Origin of the sequence: Pigmentiphaga sp. H8 (genome assembly GCF_003854895.1) — a bacterium.
GTDB lineage: Bacteria > Pseudomonadota > Gammaproteobacteria > Burkholderiales > Burkholderiaceae_B > Pigmentiphaga.
In genome coordinates this window covers 3,906,953-3,925,588 of record NZ_CP033966.1, presented here as the reverse complement: position 1 = coordinate 3,925,588, position 18,636 = coordinate 3,906,953, and the positions used below count along the sequence as shown (strand labels likewise).

At 68.4% G+C, this 18,636-nt stretch carries 19 protein-coding genes; 7 read left to right on the top strand and 12 right to left on the bottom strand.

Going from position 1 to position 18,636, the window contains the following annotated elements; all coding sequences use genetic code 11:
- The first annotated feature begins 53 nt into the window (after positions 1-53).
- Positions 54-1,109, top strand: coding sequence for a UDP-N-acetylmuramate dehydrogenase (murB, locus tag EGT29_RS18535; RefSeq protein WP_124690364.1), 1,056 nt, complete (start codon positions 54-56; stop codon positions 1,107-1,109).
- Here murB and EGT29_RS18530 read toward each other — a convergent pair.
- From EGT29_RS18530 to EGT29_RS18515, 4 genes are all read right to left on the bottom strand, one after another.
- Complete coding sequence (locus EGT29_RS18530; protein ID WP_124690363.1) at positions 1,106-1,849, bottom strand: glutamine amidotransferase; 744 nt, start codon at positions 1,847-1,849, stop codon at positions 1,106-1,108. The genes murB and EGT29_RS18530 overlap by 4 nt on opposite strands.
- A gap of 99 nt (positions 1,850-1,948) precedes the next feature.
- Positions 1,949-3,175, bottom strand: coding sequence for an argininosuccinate synthase (locus EGT29_RS18525; RefSeq protein WP_124690362.1), 1,227 nt, complete (start codon positions 3,173-3,175; stop codon positions 1,949-1,951).
- A 399-nt stretch (positions 3,176-3,574) separates the two neighbouring features.
- The gene (argF, locus tag EGT29_RS18520; protein ID WP_124690361.1) at positions 3,575-4,525 is read right to left on the bottom strand and encodes an ornithine carbamoyltransferase; all 951 of its coding nucleotides are present in this window, start codon (positions 4,523-4,525) and stop codon (positions 3,575-3,577) included.
- Positions 4,526-4,589: 64 nt separating this feature from the next.
- Positions 4,590-5,249 (bottom strand): alpha/beta fold hydrolase, encoded by a 660-nt coding sequence (locus tag EGT29_RS18515; protein ID WP_124690360.1) that lies wholly within the window; start codon positions 5,247-5,249, stop codon positions 4,590-4,592.
- A gap of 290 nt (positions 5,250-5,539) precedes the next feature.
- Between EGT29_RS18515 and EGT29_RS18510 the strand changes: the two genes are divergently transcribed.
- Positions 5,540-5,863, top strand: coding sequence for a DUF3579 domain-containing protein (locus EGT29_RS18510; protein WP_124690359.1), 324 nt, complete (start codon positions 5,540-5,542; stop codon positions 5,861-5,863).
- 146 nt (positions 5,864-6,009) lie between these two features.
- Here EGT29_RS18510 and rpsT read toward each other — a convergent pair whose 3' ends face one another.
- Positions 6,010-6,273 (bottom strand): 30S ribosomal protein S20, encoded by a 264-nt coding sequence (gene rpsT, locus EGT29_RS18505; RefSeq protein WP_124690358.1) that lies wholly within the window; start codon positions 6,271-6,273, stop codon positions 6,010-6,012.
- A 188-nt stretch (positions 6,274-6,461) separates the two neighbouring features.
- Here rpsT and murJ point away from each other — a divergent pair, with 188 nt between their 5' ends.
- The 5 genes from murJ (at position 6,462) to EGT29_RS18480 (ending at position 12,157) form a co-directional block, all read left to right on the top strand.
- Positions 6,462-8,030 (top strand): murein biosynthesis integral membrane protein MurJ, encoded by a 1,569-nt coding sequence (murJ, locus tag EGT29_RS18500; protein WP_124690357.1) that lies wholly within the window; start codon positions 6,462-6,464, stop codon positions 8,028-8,030.
- Positions 8,031-8,060: 30 nt separating this feature from the next.
- A complete protein-coding gene (locus tag EGT29_RS18495) occupies positions 8,061-9,005 on the top strand; it encodes an AraC family transcriptional regulator (RefSeq protein WP_124690356.1) in 945 nt (314 codons plus the stop codon).
- A gap of 74 nt (positions 9,006-9,079) precedes the next feature.
- On the top strand, positions 9,080-10,060 hold the full coding sequence (locus tag EGT29_RS18490) for a tripartite tricarboxylate transporter substrate binding protein (protein WP_124690355.1): 981 nt from the start codon (positions 9,080-9,082) through the stop codon (positions 10,058-10,060).
- Complete coding sequence (locus EGT29_RS18485; protein WP_124690354.1) at positions 10,060-11,229, top strand: enolase C-terminal domain-like protein; 1,170 nt, start codon at positions 10,060-10,062, stop codon at positions 11,227-11,229. Before EGT29_RS18490 ends, EGT29_RS18485 begins: the two co-directional genes overlap by 1 nt.
- A gap of 19 nt (positions 11,230-11,248) precedes the next feature.
- Positions 11,249-12,157, top strand: coding sequence for a fumarylacetoacetate hydrolase family protein (locus EGT29_RS18480; protein ID WP_124690353.1), 909 nt, complete (start codon positions 11,249-11,251; stop codon positions 12,155-12,157).
- Between the two features lie 31 nt (positions 12,158-12,188).
- Here EGT29_RS18480 and EGT29_RS18475 read toward each other — a convergent pair whose 3' ends face one another.
- The 7 genes from EGT29_RS18475 to EGT29_RS18445 all read right to left on the bottom strand — a co-directional run bounded on the left by EGT29_RS18475 (position 12,189) and on the right by EGT29_RS18445 (position 18,367).
- Positions 12,189-14,264 (bottom strand): sodium-translocating pyrophosphatase, encoded by a 2,076-nt coding sequence (locus EGT29_RS18475; RefSeq protein ID WP_124690352.1) that lies wholly within the window; start codon positions 14,262-14,264, stop codon positions 12,189-12,191.
- A gap of 184 nt (positions 14,265-14,448) precedes the next feature.
- The gene (gene adk / locus EGT29_RS18470) at positions 14,449-15,102 is read right to left on the bottom strand and encodes an adenylate kinase (protein WP_124690351.1); all 654 of its coding nucleotides are present in this window, start codon (positions 15,100-15,102) and stop codon (positions 14,449-14,451) included.
- Positions 15,103-15,326: 224 nt separating this feature from the next.
- Positions 15,327-16,103 carry a 3-deoxy-manno-octulosonate cytidylyltransferase gene (gene kdsB, locus EGT29_RS18465; RefSeq protein ID WP_124690350.1) on the bottom strand — a complete coding sequence of 259 codons (777 nt, stop codon included), beginning with the start codon at positions 16,101-16,103 and terminating at the stop codon, positions 15,327-15,329.
- Complete coding sequence (locus tag EGT29_RS18460) at positions 16,096-16,299, bottom strand: Trm112 family protein (protein ID WP_124690349.1); 204 nt, start codon at positions 16,297-16,299, stop codon at positions 16,096-16,098. The genes kdsB and EGT29_RS18460 overlap by 8 nt, the downstream gene beginning before the upstream one ends.
- Positions 16,280-17,323: a tetraacyldisaccharide 4'-kinase gene (lpxK, locus tag EGT29_RS18455; protein WP_124690348.1), complete on the bottom strand. Its 1,044-nt coding sequence runs from the start codon at positions 17,321-17,323 to the stop codon at positions 16,280-16,282. The genes EGT29_RS18460 and lpxK overlap by 20 nt, the downstream gene beginning before the upstream one ends.
- A complete protein-coding gene (locus tag EGT29_RS18450) occupies positions 17,320-17,748 on the bottom strand; it encodes a biopolymer transporter ExbD (protein ID WP_124690347.1) in 429 nt (142 codons plus the stop codon). The genes lpxK and EGT29_RS18450 overlap by 4 nt, the downstream gene beginning before the upstream one ends.
- A gap of 19 nt (positions 17,749-17,767) precedes the next feature.
- Positions 17,768-18,367 carry a MotA/TolQ/ExbB proton channel family protein gene (locus EGT29_RS18445; protein ID WP_124690346.1) on the bottom strand — a complete coding sequence of 200 codons (600 nt, stop codon included), beginning with the start codon at positions 18,365-18,367 and terminating at the stop codon, positions 17,768-17,770.
- Between the last annotated feature and the right edge of the window lie 269 nt (positions 18,368-18,636).

Below are 18,636 nucleotides of genomic sequence, written 5' to 3'. Positions count from 1 at the left end.
GGGCTGCGGGAAATCCGTCCCGCCGCCCTTGTTCGTCCCGCCTGGTGCCCAGATTGGCTGTCGCTCCTGATTCCGGCGCTCGCACGGGCCTCGTGCCCGGTGCCTGCGATCTTTCGTCTCTCAACACCCTGGGGCTGGCCAGTTCGGCGCCGGCCTGCGTCACGCTGAGCAGCCGCGACGAGCTGCCGGCGCTGGCCTGCCTGGCGCGTTCCGACGGTGCGGGGCTCCTGGTGCTGGGCGGCGGCAGCAACGTGGTCCTGCCGCCCCGGGTGCGCGGCCTGGTGGCGCGGATGGCGCTGCGCGGCATCCGGCTGTTGGCCCAGGACGACGAGTCCCGCGTGGTCGAAGCCGCGGCGGGCGAAATCTGGCACGACTTCGTTACCTATTGTGTCGAACAGGGCTGGGGCGGGCTGGAAAACCTCGCGCTCATTCCCGGTACCGTCGGCGCGGCGCCGGTGCAGAACATAGGTGCCTATGGTGTCGAACTGCGCGACCGCTTCGCCGGCCTGACGGCCTACGACCTGCAGCGCGACGCCTGGGTGGAGATGGACGCTGCGCAATGCGCCTTCGCCTACCGGGACAGCGTCTTCAAACGCGAACCCGGACGCTGGGTCATCACCGCCGTGCGGCTGCGCCTGCCCCGGCAATGGACGCCCGTGCTGGACTATCCCGATCTGCGGCGGCACGAGAGCCTGGCGGGCTCGCCCACGGCACGCGACGTATTCGAGGCGGTCTGCGCGATCCGGCGCGCCAAGCTGCCGGACCCGGCCGTGCTGGGCAATGCCGGCAGCTTCTTCAAGAATCCGGTGGTGCCGGCCGCGCAATACGAGCGGCTGCATGCCCGCTTTCCCGGCCTGGTGGCGTATCCGCAAGAGGACGGCGGCTACAAGCTGGCCGCCGGGTGGCTGATCGACCAATGCGGCTGGAAAGGGCGCCGCATGGGGCCGGTGGGGGTGCACGAGCGCCAGGCGCTGGTGCTGGTCAATCATGGCGGCGCGCAATCGGGCGACGTGCTGGCGCTGGCGCAGGCCGTGCGGCACGACGTGCGCGAACGCTACGGCCTGGAGCTGGAGATCGAGCCGGTCGTGGTGCCGGGCATCGATTCCTAGGCGGCTTCCCGCAACGCGGCGTGCTGCCGGACGAAGCGCAGCAGCAGTTCGCGGGCCTCGGGCGCGGGCCGCAGGCGGGTGCTCAGCGCCTGGACGTCGAAGCCTTCCTCGCCCAGCCTGGGGCCGAAATGCGTGAGATAGGTCCCCATGATGTCGGGGCAGAACTCCGGATGGTACTGGCTGGAAATCACGCCATCGCCGTATTGCACGATCTGGTGCGCGTCGTGGTCGGAGCGCGCGAGCACGGTGGCGCCGGCCGGTACCTCCATCACGCTCTGCTGGTGGATCAGGTGCGCCGGAAAGTGCGAGGGCAGCCCCGCCAGCAGGGGAACGTCGCCGGCGGCGGGCAGCAGTTCGACCGTCTGGGTACCCACTTCACGGCCGCGTGGATGGAAATCGACCCGGCCGCCCAGCGCGTGGGCCAGCAACTGGTGTCCGTAGCAGATGCCCAGGATGGGCAGGCCCAGGTCCACCGCCCGCCGTATCCAGTCGGCCGTGCGTTCGCTCCAGTCGGCCAGGTCGGTGACCATGGCGGGCGAACCGGTGATGATGGCGGCGCGATAGCTCGAAGGGGGCCGCAACTGGGCTCCCTGGTGCACGGCCACGATCTCGATGTCCCCGGCGCGCAGCCCGGCCGCTTCGCGGATCATGCAGCTGAAGGTGCCGTGCCGGTTGGACACCGGTTCGGGCGGGAGCCCGGTCTGGATGATGGCCAGGGGCGGATGGGTGTTCTCGTTCATGGCGCTCGAAAAACAAATCGGCGGCCCGAGGGCCGCCGACGGTAGGTCAACGCCAGCCCGTCTCCGGGCTGGTGCTGGGCACAGGTTCGGACGGTTGGTTCATCCGCGCTTGCGACGGGCGTTTTCCGCGATGCGCATGCGCAGGGCGTTCAGCTTGATGAAGCCGCCGGCATCCGCCTGGTCGTAGGCGCCGCCGTCGTCGTCGAAGGTCGCGATGGTCTGGTCGAACAGCGTGTTCTTCGAGTCGCGGGCAATGGTGTAGACGTTGCCCTTGTACAGCTTCAGGCGCACCCATCCGTTCACGGCCTGCTGGGTATGGTCGATCAGCACCTGCAGCGCCTTGCGCTCGGGGCTCCACCAGTAGCCGTTGTAGATCAGGCTGGCGTAGCGCGGCATCAGGTCGTCCTTGAGGTGGGCGACTTCGCGGTCCAGCGTGATGGATTCGATCGCGCGGTGGGCGCGCAGCATGATGGTGCCCCCCGGGGTTTCGTAGCAGCCGCGGGACTTCATGCCGACATAGCGGTTTTCCACCAGGTCCAGGCGTCCGATGCCGTGCTTGCCGCCCAGCTTGTTCAGCTCGGTCAGCACTTCGGCGGGCGTCATCCGCTTGCCGTTCAGGGCGACGATGTCGCCGTGCTCGAATTCGACGTCCAGGTATTCGGGGGCATCGGGCGCGGCTTCCGGGGCCACGGTCCAGCGCCACATGGATTCCTCGGCCTCGGCCTTGGGGTCTTCCAGGTGGCGGCCTTCGTAGCTGATGTGCAGCAGGTTGGCGTCCATCGAGTAGGGCGCGCCGCCCTGCTTGTGCTTCATCTCGATGGGGATGCCCGCCTTCTCGGCGTAGGCCAGCAGCTTCTCGCGCGAGAGCAGGTCCCATTCGCGCCACGGGGCGACGACCTTGATGCCCGGTTCCAGCGCGTAGTAGCCCAGTTCGAAGCGGACCTGGTCGTTGCCTTTGCCGGTGGCGCCATGGGAGACGGAGTCGGCCTTGACCTCGCGCGCGATCTCGATCTGGCGCTTGGCGATCAGCGGGCGGGCGATGGAGGTGCCCAGCAGGTACTCGCCTTCGTAGATGGTGTTGGCGCGGAACATCGGGAAGACGAAGTCGCGGACGAATTCCTCGCGCAGGTCGTCGATGTAGATGTTTTCCGGCTTGATGCCGAACTTCAGGGCCTTGGCGCGTGCCGGTTCGAGCTCTTCACCCTGGCCGATGTCGGCGGTGAAAGTGACGATTTCGCACTGATATGTGTCCTGAAGCCATTTCAGGATCACGGATGTGTCAAGACCGCCCGAGTAGGCAAGTACGACCTTCTTTACTTCGCTCATTGATGTTCCCAGGGCATGGACGGCCCGCGCTTGGGCGGTGCAGCTTTCTGGCCGGTCAGGTCACCGGATATGGGGGCGCACCCAGGGGGCGCTCCGTGCCATATGCGCGGGATCGTGCAATCGCCCCCCGGCCTAACAGGGACGATCTGTGATTGTACCACCCCCTACCCGCTTCGCGGGCCCCCTCAAGGGGGCGGCGCTGGCGGACCGGCAAAGGATCCGCGGCGCCCTGGGCCTAGTGCCTGTTTCTTGGTACGCCACACCGTTGCTACCGCTGGCAGCCAGCGAAGCCTGGGTGCGCAACCCAAAGAGCCGGTACTAGACCCAGGATGCGGTGGATCCGGCTCCGCCGGTCCACCCGCATCGCCCCTGGGGGCGCGCGTAAGCGCGTAGGGGGGGCTATAGCCGGCCTAGAAGGAGAAATTCCATCAGGGCCTTCTGGACGTGCATGCGGTTCTCGGCTTCGTCCCAGACCACGCTCTGGGGGCCGTCGATGACGTCGGCGGTGACTTCCTCGCCGCGGTGGGCGGGCAGGCAGTGCATGAAGACCGCGCCGGGGTCGGCCACGGCCATCATGTCGCCGTCGACGCACCAGTCGGCGAAGGCGGCGCGGCGTTCCTCGTTCTCGGCCTCGAAACCCATGCTGGTCCAGACGTCGGTAGTGACCAGGTGGGCGCCCTTGCAGGCTTCCATGGGATCGGCGAACTGCTTGAGCCGCTCGGCGTCGATGACGCCCGCGCGTTCGGGCTCGAGTTCGTAGCCGGGCGGGGTCGAGACGTGGAGGTTGAAGTCCAGCAGCTCGGCCGCCTGCAGCCAGGTGTTGCACATGTTGTTGGAGTCGCCCACCCAGGCTACGGTCTTGCCCTGGATCGAGCCGCAATGCTCGATGTAGGTGAAGATGTCCGCCAGGATCTGGCAGGGGTGGAACTCGTTGGTCAGGCCGTTGATGATGGGCACGCGCGAATAGGCGGCGAAGCGCTCGATCTTGGTCTGTTCGAAGGTGCGGATCATGACCAGGTCGACCATACGGGAGATGACCTGCGCCGAATCCTCGACCGGCTCGGAGCGGCCGAGCTGGGAATCACCCGTGGTCAGGTGGATGACCGAGCCGCCCATCTGGTACATGCCGGCTTCGAACGATACACGGGTGCGGGTGCTGGCCTTCTCGAACACCATGGCGAGGGTGCGGTCGCTCAGGGTGAAATGCGGCTCGTAGTTCTTGAACTTGCGCTTGATCAGCGCGGCGCGGCTGAACAGGTATTCGATTTCCTCGCGCGTGAGGTCGTTGAACTGGAGGAAATGGCGCAGGGGAGGATTGGTCTTCGAGTTTTGCTGGGGAGTTGCGTTCATACGACGCCTCTGACAGAGAGTTGCCGAATCGGCGGGCGGCGCCATGGCGCCGCGGGCCATCGACTCATCGGCTCGTTTCGCGGAAAGGATCAATGATACCCGAGGCATTGTTACAGGCGGCGGGGGCCAGATGGTGCGCGATCGCGTCGGCGACGAAGGTGGCGTGAGTCTGCGCCAGATCGTGATTTCCGCCGGGAACGACCTGCAGCCGTGCATGGCGGAGCAGCGAGGCCAGGCGCTGCCCGACGGCCAGGGGGCTGACGGGATCCCGGTCGCCCCAGAGCAGGAGGGTGGGGGCCGCGATCGACGGGATGTGCGCCGACAGGTCCTCCGGTGGGTCGGCGATCCATCGGGCCGCCCCGGGGTAGGCCAGGAAATAGTCGGTGCGCCAATCGGCTCCGCCAAGGTCCGCGACAGGGATGCCGCCCGAGGTGGCGGCCAGAACCAGGCGGTTGACCCGAGAGGGCGCCGCGAGCGCCAGGCGGATCGCGACCAGGCCGCCCATGGATTGCGCGACGATGTCGACCGGTTCGGTCATGTGGCGCAACGCCAGGTGCACGAGGTCGTCGATCCCGTTCACGTCGGGGTGGGCGGGCTCGTTTCCCAGTCCCGGCCATGCCAGCAGGGTCCCGTCCCGCCCGAGGCGGTCGGCGACCGGTTTCCAGAACGAGGCGCTTCCTCCGGCACCGGGAAGAAAGAGGGTTTTGGTGGTGTGGGCGGTCATGGTTTGGGGGTGACGGAAATCGTGCCGTGCGCTTTCGCGCCGTTCAGCGTGAGGGTGGAGGCCGGGTGGGTCGATAAGCTACAATGCCGAGCTTCTCTGGCGGGGCGTAACCCCGCCCGTCGCGAGTCCTGCCGGGCCCTATCGGGTCTTGCCTGGCCCGCGTCGAGTCCCGCGCCGCCGCGCGGGGCGGTCCGGCCGGCGCATGCAGCGCCTGTGTGCGACAGGCCGGGCTCAAGATCCAACGGGTTCACGAGACCCCTCACCGCGGACTCCTTCCGCAGACAACGACGATGGCTGAAAGCGTCAGGCAGTTCATTATCCAGGGTATCACTTCCGGTGGCAGCAAGTTCCGCCCCAGCGATTGGGCCGAGCGCCTGGCCGGGGTCATGTCGCCCTTTCGGCCCAAGGGGAGCGTGGCGAGCCCCTTTACCTATTCCCCCTATGTCGTGCCCACCTTCATCGACGGCGTCAAATGCGTGGTGGTCGACGAGCGGCTGCGGGCGCTCGAGCCCCTGGCCTGGCAGTTCGTCAACGATTTCGCGCGCGACAACGATTTGCGCACGGTCGAGGCCTGCCTGATTCCCGACGCGCCGGGCAAGCCGAAGCAGCCTTGAAGGGCTGATCTAGCCTGATCCCCGGGTTGGGGCGGGCTCTTGTCATGAAATGTATGGACGAACGAAAGCCAGCTTGGCGGGAGGGTATCCTGCCAAGCTGGCTTTCGTTGCTCGCGCGCGGCGCCAGGCCGCGCAGCGGAATCAGATCAGGCCAGGGCCTTGACGGCGGCGGCCAGGCGGCTCTTGTGGCGAGCGGCCTTGTTCTTGTGAATGATCTTCTTGTCCGCGACGCGGTCGATGACGCTGGTGGCTTTCTGCAGCACTTCCGTGGCGGCGGTCTTGTCGCCGGCTTCGACGGCCTGGCGCACGCGCTTGATCGACGTGCGCAGCATCGAACGCAGGCTGGAGTTGTGCTTGTTGCGGACCACTGCTTGGCGGGCGCGCTTGCGTGCTTGGGCGGTATTAGCCATGAAAATTCCGTATCTGGTAGGGCGAAGTCACGACTTGCTATATATGCTATACGCGGCGGCAGGAGCTTCGCAAAGCCAGAGACTATAGCCCCAAATGGCCGTAAAATCAAATGCTTCGTGGCCGGGTCCCCGTAAAACCACGAGCAAGGCAACCATACTCGCGCGGCGCCCCGCGTACAAGGTCATCCATGAATTTGCTGCGCGCCGCGGCCACCATCAGTAGTTATACCCTGTTGTCCCGCATTACCGGCCTCGTGCGCGACGTACTGATCGCCCGGGCCTTCGGCGCCGGCAGCCTGACCGATGCGTTCTGGGTGGCCTTCCGCATTCCCAACCTGCTGCGGCGGCTGTTCGCCGAGGGCGCGTTCTCGCAGGCCTTCGTGCCCATCCTGGGGGAGGCCCGGAACCGGCATGCGCCCGAGGACACCCGCCGCCTGCTGGACCACGTCGCCTCGCTGCTGACCTTCGCGCTGATGGCGGTGACCGCGGTCGGCGTGATCGCGGCGCCCTGGGTGGTCAGCGCGATGGGCAGCGGGCTGCGGGGCGCGGAGCGCGCGGCCGATTTCCAGGCGGCGGTCTGGATGACCCGCGTCATGTTCCCCTACATATTGTGCATGTCCCTGGTGGCCTTTGCCTCGGGCGTGCTCAATACCTGGCGGCATTTCGGCGTGCCGGCGTTCACCCCGGTGCTGCTGAACCTGTCCATGATCGCCGCCAGCCTGTGGCTGGCCCCACACCTGGAGGTGCCGCTTTACGCCCTGGCGGTAGGCGTGATGGCCGGCGGGGTGGCGCAACTGGCGGTGCAGTTCGCCGCCCTGGCGCGGCTGGGCCTGTGCCCCCGCATCGGGCTCGGGCTGCGCGCGGCCTGGGCGGACCCCTACGTGCGGCGCATCCTGCGGCAGATGCTGCCGGCCATCGTGGGCGTCTCGGTGGCCCAGGTATCGCTGCTGATCAATACCAACATCGCGACCTGGCTGGCGCCGGGCAGCGTCACCTGGCTGTCCTTCGCCGACCGGCTGATGGAATTCCCGACCGCGCTGCTGGGCATCGCGCTCAGTACCGTGCTGCTGCCCAACCTGTCGCAGGCGCATGCCGCCGGCCACGCCGAGGAATACAGCGCGCTGCTGGACTGGGGGCTGCGCCTGACGCTGCTGCTGGGCCTGCCCGCCTGCGTGGGGATGGCGCTGATGTCCGAGGCCCTGGTCAGCACGCTGTTCCACTACGGCGCCTTCACCGCCGCCGACGTCTCCCAGACCCGGATGGCGGTGGTGGCTTACGCGGTGGGCCTGATCGGGCTCCTGTCCGTGAAAATCCTGGCGCCCGGCTTCTACGCCAGGCAAGATATCCGCACGCCGGTCAAGATCGCGCTGGTGGTGCTGGTGGCCACGCAATGCCTGAACCTGGTGTTCGTGCCGTGGCTGCATCATGCCGGGCTGGCGCTGTCCATCGGCCTGGGGGCCTGCATCAACGCGCTGGCCCTGCTGACCGGACTGCGCCGCCGCGGCGTCTACCGGCCGGCGGCCGGGTGGGGCGGCTTCCTGGCCAGGCTGGTGGCGGCGCTGGCGGCCATGGGCCTGACGCTGTGGCTGGCCGAGCAGCGCGTGGACTGGCTGGGGCTGCAGGCCCACGCCTGGCTGCGGGTGGCGTTGCTGCTGGGCGTGATAGGCGGCGCCGCCGTGGTCTATTTCGGCGTGTTGTTCCTGCTGGGCTTCCGGCTGCGCGACTTCCGGCGCCGCACGGCCCCGCCCAGGGAATAGCCCGCGCCGGCAACCGGGAGCACCGACGCGATGCCTGAGGCGCCGATCAACCGCACCAGCGAATACCTTCCGCATACCGCGTTCTGGATCCGCGACCAGGCCACCTCGGTCGGGCAGCCGCCGCTGCACAAGCACGAGTATTTCCAGATCTATGTGAACCTGGCAGGCCGCACCGAGCATGTGCTGGGCGCGACGGTCCGGCCCATCCTGCCGGGCACGCTCAGCTTCATCATGCCGCTGCGCGTGCATTGCATCCGGCACGTCGAACCGGCGGAGTTCTTCGTCATCAATTTCCGTCGCGATTTCCTGCGGCCGGAGTCGCGCATCGACCTGCTGGAATTGGAGGACGTTGCCGTCGACGAGATGCCCGAACTCGCGCCCTTCCTGTACCAGGAACACCTGGATTTCGAACTCGGCGCCGACGAACTGGCCGAGGTGCGCCGCTTGTGCCTGCGCATGCAGGCCGAGCACGGCGGGGGCGGTTTCTATGCCGCCGAGTTCATCCGCGCCGACCTGTTCCGCCTGATCGGCCTGGTGTGCCGCCGGCACCAGGACGATCTCCAGGCCCTGGCCCGGACCTCGATGCTGCAGGGCAGCCGCCGGGCATCGCTGGCGCGCGTGAGCCGCTTCATGCGCGAGCACCTGGCCGAGCCCATCACGCTGGCGGACGCGGCGGCCGCCGCCTATCTGTCGACCCACTACCTGGCGCACCTGCTCAAGCGGGAGACCGGCAGGACCTTCACCGAGATCCTGGCCGACCAGCGCATGGACCTCGCGTGCCGGATGCTGGCGGGGTCGCCGCGCCCGATCGCCGAGATCGCGGCCAGCGTGGGCTTTCCCGACGAGGCCTACTTCGCCCGGCGTTTCCGCCAGTTGCGCGGCGTGACGCCCAGCGCCTACCGCGGCCAGGCCGGCGGCCGCGAGAACCCGGCCCAGCGGGGCGAGGCCACGCACGGACGTGATTTGTCCAAATAGTCGCCAATCCCGTCCATGGCCGGCGGCGGCCGCGCTTCCTATACTTTTCAGCACCGGAAAAAGGGAGGGGCGCCATGCATCGACCGTTACGCCGTCTGGGATTTGCCGCGTGCCTGTGGGCATGCGCGCTGGGAGCCGCCGCCGCGGCCGATGCGGACTATCCGTCCCGTGCGGTCCGCATGGTGGTGCCTTATGTCGTGGGCGGCAGCACCGACCTGCTGGGCCGCCAGTTCGCGCAGCGGCTGAGTACCGCGCTGGGCCAGCAGGTGTTCGTCGAGAACCAGGGCGGCGCAGGCAGCACGATAGGCACCGCCACGGTGGCGCGGGCGCAGCCGGATGGCTACACCATCGGCCTGCTGGACACTGCCTTCGCCATCAATCCCAGCCTGTACGCCAAGCTGCCCTATGACAGCCTGAAGGACTTCGATTTTCTGTCGGTGGTCGCTACCGCGACCGGCGTGCTGGTGGTCAACGCCAAGCGGGTCAAGGCGCGGACGCTGCAGGAACTGGTGGCCGAGGCCAAGGCCAGGCCCGACCAGCTAAGCTTCGCGTCCGCCGGCGCGGGCACGGTCGTCCATCTGCACGGCGAGACCTTCAAGACGGCAGCGGGCATCAAGCTGCTGCACGTGCCCTACAAGGGGGCGGGGCCGGCGATCGCCGATCTCCTGGGCGGGCAGGTCGACATGATGTTCAACCTGCCGGCGCTGGTCGCACCGCAGGTCAAGAGCGGCGTGTTGGCGCCGATCGCGGTCACCGGCGGCAAACGCTCGCCGATGTTCCCCGACACCCCGTCCTTCGCCGAGGCGGGCTATCCGGGCGTCGATGCCGTGTCGCTGTGGGTGGTGGCCGCGCCCAAGGGCCTGCCCGCCGCCGTCCACGACAAGCTGGTGGCCGCCATCGGGCAGGCCATGGACGGGCCGGACATGCAGGCCAAGCTGGCCGAGAGTTCGTTCGAGCGCACGGTCGTGCCGTATCCGCGCAGCGTGGATTTCGTGCGCGAACAGATGGCCAAGTTCGCCGCCGCGGTGAAGGCTTCCGGCGCGACGGTGAACTGATGCGTATCGTCCAGATCATCGAGCGCACGGTCGCGCTGGAATCGCGCTTGTCCAATGCCCGCTCCGACTTCAGCCAGATGACCGCCACGGTGGTGGCGGTGGTGTCGGACGTGATCCGCGACGGGCGGCCGCTGGTGGGTTTCGCGTTCAATTCCTTTGGCCGCTATGCCTGCGGCGAGCAGATCCGCGACCGGATCGCGCCGCGCATCGTGGGGGCCGATCCCGACAGCCTGCTGGATGCGACGGGACGCAATTTCGACCCCGCGGCGATCCTGGCCTGCGGGCAGCGGCGGGAGCGGCGCGGCGGCTACGCGGAGCGCGCCATTCCCATGGGCACGGTGGACGTGGCCGTGTGGGACCTGGTGGCCAAGGTCGAAGGCAAGCCGCTGCACGCCGTGCTGGCCGAGCGCCACGGCGGCGGCCGGGCGCGCACGCACGCGCCGGTGTACGTCGGCGGCGGCTGGTACTTTCCGGGACAGAACGCGCGCGACCTGAAGGACGAGATGATCCGGTACCGCGACGCCGGCTACCGGATGGTGAAGATGAAGATAGGGGGCCTGTCCGTGGCCGAGGACTGCCGGCGCATCGAGGCGGTGCTGAGCGAGATGGGCGACGGCCGGGCCCTGGCCGTGGACGCGAGTTGCGCGTTCGGCCGCGACACAGCGCTGGACTATGCGCGGGCCATCGCGCCCTACGGCCTGCGCTGGTACGAAGAACCCTGCGATTTCCTGGAGTACGGCATCTACGCCGACCTGGCCCGCGCCTACGAGGGGCCGCTGGCCACCGGCGAGAACATGGCCTGCGGCAAGGAGCTGGACCATTTCCTGTCCTATGCGGGCTTTCGCGCGGATCGCGACATCATCCAGCTCGATCCGCCGCTGTCCTTCGGCATCACCGAATACCTGAACGTGCTGGCGGTCGCCGGCAGGCATGGCTTCGCCCGCTCCGCGATGTATCCCCACGGCGGCAACCTGATGTGCCTGCACCTGGTCGGCGGCCTGGGGCTGGGGGGATGCGAGTCCTACCCGGACACGTTCGGCATCTTCAGCGGTTTTGGCCAGGAGGTCGCCATCGCCGATGGGCAGGCCACGCTGCCGCAGTCGCCGGGCATAGGTTTCGAGCGCCAGCCCGGCCTGTACGCCGTGATGAAGGACATGGCGGGATTCTGACACCAAGCGAGGAGTGAAGATGAAGATAGGACGCATGGCCACCGTGGCCGGAGCGCACGTGTGCGCGATCGAGGGCGATCGCGTGGTCGACCTGGCGCTGGCCGCCCATGCGGCGGGTCGCGAATGGATGGCGCCGCTGTTCCACGACCTGCGGCTGTTCCTGGCGGCGGGCGACATGGCCCGCGACGCGGCCGCCGGCCTGGCCGCGTCCGGTCCCGCCGTTGCGCTGGAGTCGGTGCGCCTGCTGGCGCCCATCGAAGCGGGATCGAAGATCCTCGCGCACGTCGTCAACTATTTCGACCATGGCGCCGAGGGCAAGCTGACGCCGCCCGAGCAGCCGTTCTTCTTCACCAAGCTGCCCGGCACGGTGGTGGCCCCCGGCGACCCCATCGGCGGCCACGATTTCTCGCGCAAGATGGACTACGAGGCGGAACTGGCGGTCGTGATCGGCCGGGAAGGGCGCGACATCGCCGAAGCGGACGCCTACGACCACGTGGCGGGCTATACCGTCTGCAACGACGTGAGCTACCGCGAGCTGCAGGCCAACGAGGCGGCGCCCACCCTGACCGGCCGCTATGGCCAGAACTGGATACAGGGCAAGAGCCTGGATCGTTCCTGCCCGCTGGGGCCGGTCATCGCGCTGGCACGGGACATTCCCCGGCCGTATCCGCTGCGCATTCAGTGCCGGGTCAACGGCGAAATCCGGCAGGATGCGTCCACCGAGCAGATGATCTTCAAGATTCCGACGCTGGTCGCGCACATTTCGCGCGCGATGACGCTGCGGCCGGGCGACGTCATCGCCACCGGCACGCCCGCGGGCTGCGGGGTGGCCGACGGCCGCTACCTGCGGCCGGGCGATGTCGTCGAATGCGAGATCGAGAAGGTGGGAAGCCTGCGCAATACGGTGATGGCGGCGGTCCGGGCCTGAGGGGCCCGGGCGCCGCCACCGCGCCCGGCCGCTAGAGCAGCGGCACCAGCAGCAGCGCGACGATGTTGACGATCTTGATCAGCGGGTTCACCGCGGGGCCGGCCGTGTCCTTGTAGGGGTCGCCCACGGTGTCGCCGGTGACGGCGGCCTTGTGGGCCTCGGAGCCCTTGCCGCCGTGGTGGCCTTCCTCGATGTATTTCTTGGCGTTGTCCCAGGCGCCGCCGCCCGTGCACATGGATATGGCGACGAACAGCCCGGTCACGATGGCGCCCATCAGCATGCCGCCCACCGCCATGCGCGCCGATTCGCCGCCCATCAGCACGCCGATGACCAGGGCCAGCACGATGGGCACCACCACGGGCAGCGCCGAGGGCACCATCATTTCCTTGATGGCGGCCTTGGTCAGCATGTCCACGGCCTTGCCGTACTCGGGCTTGCCGGTGCCTTCCATGATGCCGGGGATCTCGGTGAACTGGCGCCGGACCTCCACCACCACCGATCCCGCGGCGCGGCCCACGGCCTCCATGGCCATCGCCGCGAACAGGAAGGGGATGAGGCCGCCCACGAACAGGCCGATGATGACGGCCGGCTCGGCCAGCGAGAAGTCGACGTTCTTGCCGAGGTGGTCGAGCGCGTGGGTGAAGTCGGCGAACAGCACCAGCGCGGCCAGGCCGGCCGAGCCGATGGCATAGCCCTTGGTGACCGCCTTGGTGGTGTTGCCCACCGCGTCCAGCGGATCGGTGATGTTGCGCACCGATTCGGGCATCTGCGCCATTTCGGCGATGCCGCCGGCGTTGTCGGTGATGGGGCCGTAGGCGTCCAGCGCGACGATGATGCCGGCCATGGACAGCATGGCGGTGGCCGCGACGGCGATGCCGTACAGGCCCGCCAGCGTGTAGGCGCCGTAGATGGCCAGGCAGACCAGGATCACGGGCGCGGCGGTGGATTTCATCGAGACCGCGAGGCCGGCGATGATGTTGGTGCCGTGTCCGGTGGTCGAGGCCTGCGCCACGTAGCGCACCGGCTTGTATTCGGTGCCCGTGTAGTACTCGGTGATCCAGACGATCAGGCCGGTCAGCACCAGGCCCACCACGGTGCAGCCGTAGAGCCGGCCCAGGCTGTTGCCGTCGTCCAGCGGGGTGCCGGCGAAGACCCAGGCCGTCAGCGGATAGAACGCCACCAGCGCCAGGATGCCTGCCACCGCGAGGCCGCGGTACAGCGCGCTCATGATGCGCTTGCCGGGGCTGGCCTTGACCGCCATGCAGCCGAGGATGGACGCGATGATGGAGAAGCCGCCCAGGACCAGCGGGTAGATGACCGCCTGCAGCGGCGCCACCTCGATCACCAGCGACCCCAGCAGCATGGTGGCGACGATGGTGACGGCATAGGTCTCGAACAGGTCGGCCGCCATGCCGGCGCAGTCTCCCACGTTGTCGCCGACGTTGTCGGCGATGACGGCGGGGTTGCGCGGATCGTCCTCAGGGATGCCGGCCTCGACCTTGCCCACCAGGTCGGCGCCCACGTCGGCGCCTTTGGTGAAGATGCCGCCGCCCAGCCGGGCGAAGATGGAAATCAGCGACGAGCCGAAGGCCAGGCCGATCAGCGGCTGCAACTGCTCGTGCAGCCCGGCGCCATCGGCGCCCGACAGGTTGGTGCCCAGCAATACCCACAGCAGCACGGTGATGCCGGTCAGCCCCAGCCCCACCACCAGCATGCCGGTGATGGCGCCGCCGCGGAAGGCGACGGTCAGGGCTTCGTTCAAGCCCCGCGTGGCAGCCTGGGCGGTACGCACGTTGGCGCGCACCGAGACGTTCATGCCTATGAAGCCCGCGGCGCCGGAAAGCACGGCGCCCACTGCGAAGCCCAGTGCGCACGGCCAACCCAGGCCGGGCACGAGGCCGATGACGATGAACAGCACCACGCCGACGATGGCGATGGTCGTGTACTGACGGGCGAGATAGGCTTGAGCGCCCTGCTGCACGGCCGTCGCGATTTCCACCATGCGGGTGTTCCCGCTTTCCTGCTTGAGAATCCAGAAGGTGGAAATCGCGCCGAACGCGACGGCCAGAAGGCCGCATACGAGCGCAAAGGACAGACCGGTTGCCATGCAACTCCTCCTTTTGTTCAACTACGAAAGTTTCAAAAACTACCGAGCAAACAAAAACAGTGAAGCAGTTACCGCACCCGACCCAACCCCACCTCCACCCAGACCGGGGAAACCGCGGATCTGGCTTTGCCAGTCCGCCGGTTTCGCCCCCTGGGGGGCGCGCGTAAGCGCGTACGGGGGGGCTTTATTTCAACGCATCGAACAGGCGGGTCTTGATCTCGTCGACCGAGCCGACACCGGAGATCTTGCGATAGCGGGGCGCCTTCGCATCGCCTTCGGCGGCCCACTGCGAGTAATAGTCGACCAGCGGCCGGGTCTGCTGGCGATAGACCTCGAGACGCTTGCGCACGGTCTCTTCCTTGTCGTCGTCGCGCTGGACGAGCGGTTCGCCCGTGACGTCGTCGACGCCGGCGTTCTTGGGCGGATTGAAGCGCAGGTGGTAGGTGCGGCCGCTGGCCAGGTGCACGCGGCGGCCGCTCATGCGTTCGATGATCTCTTCCTCGGGGACGTCCACCTCGACCACGAAATCCAGCGACACGCCGGCCGAGCGCAGCGCCTCGGCCTGGGGAATCGTGCGGGGAAATCCGTCGAACAGGTAGCCGTTGGCGCAGTCCGCTTCCTTCAGCCTGTCCTGGACGAGGCCGATGATGATGTCGTCGGAGACCAGTCCGCCGGCATCCATGACTTTCTTGGCTTCGATGCCCAGGGGCGTGCCGGCCTTGACTGCGGCCCGCAGCATGTCGCCGGTGGATATCTGGGGAATGCCGTAGCGGTCCTTGAGGAACGCGGCCTGGGTGCCTTTGCCGGCGCCGGGCGCTCCGAGCAAGATTAGACGCATTGATGCTTCCTGATTGAGTTGGTGTTCTTGGCCTGCGGCGCTACCGGCGCACACACCGCTGGCCCGGCCCATCAGGGTCCAGGCTGCGAGCGAGTCGCCGGGATGGTGATGAAGGCCGATGCGCTGCGGCATGCGGTCGATGTCGGTATGCCGACCCCCCTATGGCCGCGTGTTTCAGGCACGAGTGCCCCCAAACTTACCTCAAGCGCGCGGCGCCGGTCAAATCAGCCTTGGGCGTCCACCAGCCGCCGCACGAATTCGAGATCGGCGGCCGTGTCGACGCCGGGCGCGGGGGCCTGCGGCGTGACGTGGACCTGGATGGCGTAGCCGTGCTCGAGCGCGCGCAATTGCTCGAGCGACTCCCAGCGTTCCAGGCGGCCCTGGGGCAGCGTGGGGAAGCGGCGCAGGAAGCCGACGCGGTAGGCGTAGAGCCCGATGTGGCGCAGGGCGGGCAGGCCGGGCGCGAAGACGCGCTCGCCGCCGGCCAGCGCATCGCGGGCCCAGGGGATGGGGGCGCGCGAGAAATACAGGGCATGGCCGTCGGCGCCGCAGACGACCTTCACGAAGTTGGGGTTGAACAATTCGTCGGCGGTGTCGATGGGATGCGCCGCCGTGGCGATGGCCGCCGCGCTGTGGCGGTCCAGCGTCTGGGCCACGTGGGCGACCAGCGCGGGATCGATCAGCGGCTCGTCGCCCTGGATGTTGACCACGATCTGCGTGTCGTCGAGTTCGAGCGCATCGCAGGCTTCGGCCAGCCGGTCGGTGCCGGTCGGATGGTCGACGCGGGTCATCAGGCTGTCGAAGCCGTGGGCGCGCACGGCGTCGCGGATGGCGGCGTCGTCGGTCGCCACCAGGATGCGCGATGCGCCGCTGGCCTGCGCCTGCCGCGCGACGCGGACGATCATGGGGACGCCGCCGATGTCCGCCAGCATCTTGCCCGGCAGGCGCGTGGAAGCGGCGCGCGCCGGGATGATGGCGGTGAAGTCGGCCGGATCAGGCATGGGGCGCCTCGGCGGCCGGGGCATCGGATTCGTCCTGCCACGGCTGGGCCTCGGATTCGAGCATGACCGGGATGCCGTCGCGGATGGGGAAGCTCAGGCGGTCGGTGCGGCAGCCTAGCAGGTGCGCGGCGCGATCGTGGCGCAGCGGGCCCTTGCAGAGCGGGCAGACCAGGATGTCAAGCAGGCGTATGTCCATGGAGTCGGGTTTCCAGCCAATCGAAGAACGCGGGGTCGGACAAATGCGCCGAAACCGTGACGGCCCACACGCGCGGGTCGTCCGCAGCCGGACATTTTACGGCGTCCTTGTCGGTGACGAGGATGATATCGGCCTCGATCGCGGCGAACGGCGAGCGGGTGTAATCATAGTGGTCGGGCAGGCCCAGCGTGGTGTCCAGCCGGATGCCGGCGCGGCGCAGCGTGGCGAAGAAGCGCTCGGGATTGCCGATGCCCGCCACGGCGGCGATACGAGGCATCGAGCCCAGCTCCGCCAGCGGCAGGCGCTTGCCGTCGGCCACGCGCCAGGCGCCGTCGATGACGAGGTCCATGTCCACCGCGCGCACGCCGTCCGGCGCGGCGGGCAGGGCGCCGGACGTGCCGCCGCTGCGATTGGTGACGATCGCGTCCACGCCGCGCAGGCGCGAGGCCGGCTCGCGCAGCGGGCCGGCGGGCAGCAGCCGGCCGTTGCCGATGCCGCGTTCGTCCTGCACCACGATTTCCACGTCGCGGGCCAGCGCCAGGTGCTGCAGGCCGTCGTCGGACAGGATCACGTCGACATGGGGATGCGCCGCCAGCAGGGCGCGGGCGGCGTCGGCGCGGCGGGGATGGACGGCCACCGGGACGTCCGCCTGGTGCGCGATCAAGGCCGGTTCGTCGCCGAAGTCCGCGGGATCCAGCCGGCCGCAGCCCACGCGGGGGGCGGGGCCGACCCGCACGCCGTAGCCGCGGCTGATCACGCCGGGATGGCGGCCGCGCGCCCGCAGCGCGTGCGCCGCGGCCACGATGAAGGGGGTCTTCCCGGTGCCGCCGACATAGACGTTGCCGACCACGACGACCGGCACGCCTACCCGCTCGGCCCGTCGCCAGCCTGCCCGGTAGGCGAGGCGCTTGGCGGCGACGGCAGCGGCGGCCAGCAGGGACAGGGGGGCAAGCAGCCACGACAGCCATCCGCCCGTCTGCCACTGGCGCTGCAGCACGGTGCGCAGGGCCGGGCCCGGCGTCATCTGCCCGATCCCGCGGGCGCGGCCTGCGTGGTGAATCCTATGCGCGAGATGCCGGCGCGCCCCGCCGCTTCCATGGCCCGCACCACGGCCTGGTGGGTGGCCGAGGCGTCCGCGTCGATCACCAGCGAGGGATCGTCCCGTCCGGCCGCCGCCTTGCGCAGCGCCTCGGACAACTGGTCGGCGTCGGTGATGGGCAGCGCCTTGCCGTTGAGCGCGTAGCGGCCGTCGGCGGCGACCGTGACGGTCAGGCCCGCGGCTGCTTCGGCGGACTGGGCGGCGGCGTCGGGCAGGCGCACGGACAACTGGCTGAAGCGCGAGAAGGACGTGCTGGCGGCCAGGAAGATCAGGATGACCAGCAGGACGTCGATCAGCGGGATCAGGTTGATGTCGGGTTCGTCGGTCTCGAGGTGGCGGCGGAAGTTCATGGCTGGGCGCCGGGCGGCATCACTCGGCTTGCAGGCTGTCGGCCAGGCGGGCGGCGGCCCGTTCCAGGTCGTGCAGGCTGTCGGTGATGCGGGCGCGGAAATAGCGGTAGAAGATCATGGCGGGAATGGCGATGAAAATGCCCAGCCCCGTGTTGTACAGTGCGACCGAGATGCCGTGCGCCAGTTGCGCGGGGTCGCTGCCGGCCGGCGCGTACGAGCCGAAGATCTCGATCATGCCGACCACGGTGCCGAACAGGCCCATCAGCGGCGCCACCGCGGCGATGGTGCCGATCGCGCCGACGTAGCGGTTCAGGTTGTGCGCGACCGTCTCGCCCGATTGCTCGAGCGCGTCCTTGAGCGCGGGGCGCGAGCGGTGGGCGTTGCGCAGTCCCGTGGCCAGGATGCGGCCCAGCGGCGAATCGGCTTCGAGCCGGGTCACGATCTCGGGGGTGATGCGCCGTTTCTGCACCAGGGCCAGGACGTCTTCCAGCAACCTGGGCGGGGCGATCCTGCTGCGGCGCAGGGCAAGCAGGCGTTCGACGATGAGCGTCAGCGCGATGAACGAAGTGGCGATCAGCGGCCAGATGGGCCAGCCGGCCTCGCGGACGATGGCGAGCAAGAAACCTCTCCTTTTCGATGAAGGCGAGAATGTACGGGCGCGGACGGACGAGGGCAAGTCGCCGGCCGGAAAGTATCCACAGAATCTGTGGATAATTATGTGTGTAACTTGGCCCGGGGCCACGGAATATGCGGTTCTTGCTAGGATGCCCGCTTTTGATTCAGTGGCTGGTGAAGTCAAAAAATCAATCAAATCAATGGCTTATAAGAAAATAATGCCGTCTGTGACAGAGAAATTACTTGACAACCATAGTTTTCAAGCCTGTGGAA